At 74.8% G+C, this 4,962-nt stretch carries 3 protein-coding genes; 1 reads left to right on the top strand and 2 read right to left on the bottom strand.

Annotated features, from left to right (window positions below; translation table 11 throughout):
- Both AC2CHG_RS29905 and AC2CHG_RS29900 read right to left on the bottom strand, forming a co-directional pair.
- The coding region (locus tag AC2CHG_RS29905) for an ABC transporter transmembrane domain-containing protein (RefSeq protein ID WP_484526060.1) at positions 1–1,034 on the bottom strand (1,034 nt) is incomplete at its 3' end.
- Positions 1,031–2,752, bottom strand: coding sequence for an ABC transporter transmembrane domain-containing protein (locus AC2CHG_RS29900; protein WP_366626313.1), 1,722 nt, complete (start codon positions 2,750–2,752; stop codon positions 1,031–1,033). The genes AC2CHG_RS29900 and AC2CHG_RS29905, both read right to left, overlap by 4 nt.
- Positions 2,753–2,922: 170 nt before the next feature.
- On the opposite strand from AC2CHG_RS29900, the gene AC2CHG_RS29895 reads away from it, so the two are divergent.
- A complete protein-coding gene (locus AC2CHG_RS29895) occupies positions 2,923–4,914 on the top strand; it encodes an acyl-CoA dehydrogenase family protein (RefSeq protein WP_484526059.1) in 1,992 nt (663 codons plus the stop codon).
- Positions 4,915–4,962 lie beyond the last annotated feature (48 nt).

The raw sequence follows: 4,962 nt of genomic DNA, 5'->3' as shown, positions 1-4,962 counted from the left end.
GCCGGGCCGGACGCGGTGGCCGGGCCGGTGTCGGGCAGGTTCGCCACGCCGACCAGGCGGGCGAGGCTCGCGCCGGCCTGCAGCACCGAGTCGGACTCCATCAGCAGCAGGCCGATCGGGTTGAACAGCCGGTGGAAGTAGAGCGCGGCGGTGGTCGCCGCGCCGACGGTGACCAGGTCGTCGCGGACCAGGAAGAAACCGGCGACGAGCACCGCGGCCAGGCCGAGGAACTCGGATCTGTTGATCCGCAGCCCGAAGCGGGTGTGCAGGTTGAAGATCTCCAGCGACAGGTCGCGGGCCAGGCCGGAACGCTCGGCGATCGCTGCCACGTGCGCGTCCTCGGTCCGGTACGCGCGCACCGTCGCCGCGCCGCGCAGCGCACCGGCCATCGCCTGCGTCCGCTCGCCGGTGGCGACCCGCTCGCGGGCGTAGTAGGGCATCGAGCGCCGCAGGTACCAGCGCAGCGCCAGCGCGTACGCGGGCGCGGCGACGAGCCCGGCGAGGCCGAGCCGCCAGTCCAGCGCGACCAGCCCGAACACGGTGAGCACGACGGACAGCAGCGCGCCGACGAACGCCGGGCCGCTCACCGCGATCACGTTCGTCACCACCGCCACGTCGTCGCCGACGCGGGCCAGCAGGTCGCCGGTGCCGGCCCGCTCCAGCGTCGCGGACGGCAGGTGCAGCGCCCGGTCGAGGACGCGCTCACGCAGGCGGGCCAGCACCGTCTCGCCGAGCCGGGACGCGAGCGCGGCGCCGAGCGCGGTGAGCAGGCCGGTGAGCACGGCGGCGGCGGCGATCACCGCCACCCGGCCGGCGATCCGGGAGGCCGGGGCGTCGGCGATGACGTCGTCGACCAGGCGGCCGAGCACCCAGGGTGCGACCAGGCCACCGGTGGCGGCGGCGACGAGCACCGTCGCCGCGGCGGCGCTGAGGCCGGGCCGGTCGCGGAACCGGGCGACGAGCGTGGTCCAGGTCTGGCGGGCGGACGCGACGGGCAGCAACGTCCGGCCGGGGGTACGCGGTTCGGCGGTCACCGCAGCGTCTCCTCGCGGTAGCGGGGGTCCTCGGCGAGCAGGCGCTCATGTGGTCCCTCGGCGGCCACCCGGCCGTCGGCGATCACCACCACCCGGTCGGTGATGCGCAGCAGGGCCGGGCTGCTGGTGATCAGCAGCGTGCCCCGGGGCGCCGCCCGGCGCGCTTCGGCCAGCCCGTCGGCGAGCTGCGCCTCGGTGGCCGCGTCGACGGCGGTGGTGGGGTCGTGCAGCACCAGCACGGGCGGGTCGGCGTGCAGCGCCCGGGCCAGTCCGAGCCGCTGGCGCTGTCCACCGGAGAGGTTCGCGCCCCGCTCGACGAGCCGGTGGTCGAGGCCGCCGGGGTGCGCGTCCACCACGTCCTGGGCGGCCGCCGCCCGGACGGCGGCGTGCAGCCGTGCCTGATCGGTACGGGTGCCGGCGGCGAGGTTCGCCGCCACGGTGCCCTCGAACAGCGTCACGTCGTGCGGTTCGACGAGCACGGTGCCGCGCAGCGCGTCGACGTGCAGGTCGTCGGCGGGCACGCCGTCGACACGCACGGTGCCCCGGCGCGCGTCCGGCGGCACCCGCCCGGACAGCAGCGCCACCAGCGCCTCGGCGTCGGCCGGGTCGTACGCGAGCACACCGACCACCTCGCCGGGGCCGACGCGCAGGTTCACCCCGTCCAGTCCGGCGTGCCCGACGTCGTCGAGGGCGAGCCGGGGCCCGTCCGGGTGTGCCGGGGCGGGCGCGTCGCCGGGCCGGGTGAGCGGCTCGGCGCCGAGCACGCGCGCCACCCGGGCGGCGGAGGCGCGGGCCATCGCGAACAGTTGCACGCACCAGCCCATGGTCTGCACCGGCTCGGCGACGAACTGCGCGAGGCCGACCACTGTGACCAGCTCGCCGATGGTGAGCCGGCCGCGCAGGGCGAGCCAGCCGGCGGCACCGGCGACCGCGGCGAGGAACAGGCCGTTGGCGGCGGTGGTGAGCCCGAGGTGCAATCCCTTGGTGTTTGCGGCGCGCAGCGTCACGGCGAGCGCGTTGCGGCTGGCGGCGGCGTACCGGCCGGCGGCGTGGTGCTGGGCGCCGATGCCGCGCAGCACGCGCAGGCCGGAGACGAGGTCCACGGCGAGCGCGGTGGTCTCGGCGAGAGCCTCCTGCTGGGAGCTGCTGCGCCGGGACAGCAGCGGCGCCATCCGTTGCAGCACCAGGACCAGCACCGGTACGCCGACGAGCACGCCGAGCCCGAGCGGGACGTCGATGATCAGCAGCGCGGTCGCCGCGACGGTCAGCGCGGTCACCGCGGCGACACCGAACCCGGCGACCCGCACCACGTACGCGGAGAGTTCGGCGTCGGAGGCGGCGACCGAGAGCAGCTCGCCGTCGCGCAGGCCGGAGCGGTGCCCGCGCGGGTCGAGCGCGCGCTCGGCGATCTCCACCCGGAGCAGGTGCGCCTCCCGTTCGACGGCGGCGAACGCCTGGCGGGCGCCGTTGCGGTAGGCGAACGCGAGCACGGCGAACAGGGCGGCGAGGCCGGCGACCGAGTACGCGAGCGCCCACGGGTCGCCGGTCACCACGGCGCGGTCGATGATGACGCCGATCGCCACCGGCACGAGCGCCTCGGCGACCTGGTGCAGGCCGAGCAGCGTCACGCCGATCAGCACCGGCCGTCGCTGCCGGCGCAACGCCTGACGCAGCACGTACCGGGCCGTGACGGCGCCGCCGGCGGGTTGCGGGGACACGAGGGGAGGCCTCCAAGGCTCGAAGTGAGGACAGCCTAACCTCAGCCCTCGCGGTGACCGAGTCGGGTGGCACGGCTCACCACGGTCTCCGCCAGCGGGGCCCGGTGACCGCCGGTAATGTTGATCAGGCCGAGAGTGCACCCATATGTCCGCTGCCCCGAGGAGCGACCATGCTCGATCACGCGTCCGGCCGCATCGACATCGCCCGCCTTCAGAAGACGCTCGACGGACCGTGGGCCGAGGTCCGCCGGGCTCACCGCGAACATCTCGACGAACGGTTTCTCCCGGTCTACGGCGAGACCGGCGACCAGGCGCGCGAGCGGATCACCCGGCTGCTCGGCGAACTCCCGGTCGAGCTGGGCATCGCCGCGGGCTTCCCGCCCGAGTACGGCGGCCGGTCCGACGTCGGCGCCTCGATCGTCGCCACCGAGATGCTCGCGCAGGTCGACCTGTCACTCATGGTGAAGGCCGGCGTGCAGTGGGGCCTGTTCGGCGGCGCGGTCGCCGCGCTCGGCACCAAGCGGCACCACGACGCCTACCTGCGGGACATCGTCTCCGGACGGATCTTCGGCTGCTTCGCGATGACCGAGACCGGCCACGGCTCGGACGTGCAGCAGCTACGCACCACCTGCGTGTACGACCCGCGGACGCAGACCTTCGACCTGCACACGCCGCACGAGGCGGCCCGCAAGGACTACATCGGCAACGCGGCCCGGGACGGGCGGATGGCCGTGGTCTTCGCCCAGCTCATCAGCGACGGGCGCCGCCACGGGGTGCACGCGTGGCTGGTGCCGATCCGCGACGAGCACGGCAACCCGATGCCCGGCGTGACCATCGGCGACGCCGGGCCCAAGGCCGGCCTGCTCGGCGTGGACAACGGGCGGCTCAGCTTCGACCACGTGCGGGTGCCGCGGGACATGCTGCTGGACCGGTACGCGCAGGTGGCCGAGGACGGGACGTACTCCAGCCCGATCGAGAACGACTCCCGCCGGTTCTTCACCATGCTCGGCACGCTGGTGCGGGGCCGGGTCAGCGTGGGCGGCGCCGCGTCGGCGGCCACCAAGGCGGCGCTGGCCATCGCGGTGCGCTACGGCGACATCCGCCGCCAGTTCAGCGACGCCGAGGGCGACCGCGAGGTGCTGCTCAACGACTACCTGGCCCACCAGCGCAAGCTGCTGCCCGCGCTGGCCACCACGTACGCGCTGCACTTCGCCCAGACCGAGCTGGTCGCCGCGCTCGACGAGATCCAGGGCGGCGACGGGCCGGTCGACGAGCACCGGCAGCGGGAGCTGGAGTCCCGGGCCGCCGGACTCAAGGCGGCGCAGACCTGGCACGCCACACGCACCATCCAGATGTGCCGGGAGGCGTGCGGCGGCGCCGGCTACCTGTCGGAGAACCGGCTGCCCAGCCTCAAGGCCGACACCGACGTGTTCACCACGTTCGAGGGCGACAACACGGTCCTGCTCCAACTGGTCGCCAAGGGCATGCTGACCGGCTACCGGGACGAGTTCGGCTCGCTGGACGGCTGGGGGCGCGCCTCGTTCGTGGCCGAACAGGTACGCGAGATGGTGCTGGAGCGCACCGCCGCGCGGGCGCTCATCGCGCGGCTGGTCGGCGCGGTGCCGGGCCGGGACGACGAGGTCGCCGTCACCGACCGGGGCTGGCAGCTCAAGGTGTTCGAGGACCGCGAGGAGCACCTGCTGGACAGCGCGGTCCGCCGCCTGCGCGGTGGCGCCTCCACCAAGAAGGACCGTCCGTTCGACATCTTCAACGACGTGCAGGACCACGTCCTCGCCGTCGCCGCCGCGCACGTCGACCGGGTGACCCTGGAGGCGTTCGTGGCCGGCATCGACGCGACAGCCGACCCGGCGGTCAAGGAGCTGCTGTCCCGGGTCTGCGACCTGTACGCGCTGAGCGTCATCGAGGCGAACAAGGGCTGGCTGCTGGAGCACGGCCGGCTCACCCCGGCCCGGTCGAAGGCGATCACCGGCGTGGTGAACGGGCTGCTCAAGGAGCTGCGCCCGTACATGCGCACGCTGGTCGACGGCTTCGCCATCCCTGATGCGTGGCTGCACGCCGCGATCCTGCGCGAGGAGCCGGCACGCCAGGAGACGATGGCCGCCCACGACGCCACGGGCGACCCGCAGGCGGTCGCCGCGTAGCCGGCCGGCGCCACGGCCCCCGGTCAGCCGCCGGGGGCGGGCGCGGGT

The organism is Micromonospora sp. ATLC20, from assembly GCF_057196585.1.
The sequence above is the reverse complement of the archived record's forward strand: the minus strand, read 5'-3'. Positions and strand labels throughout refer to the sequence as shown.

Coding starts and splice junctions, on each gene's coding strand:
- AC2CHG_RS29895 (WP_484526059.1), top strand. CDS start 2,923: ATGCTCGATCACGCGTCCGGCCGCATCGACATCGCCCGCCTTCAGAAG.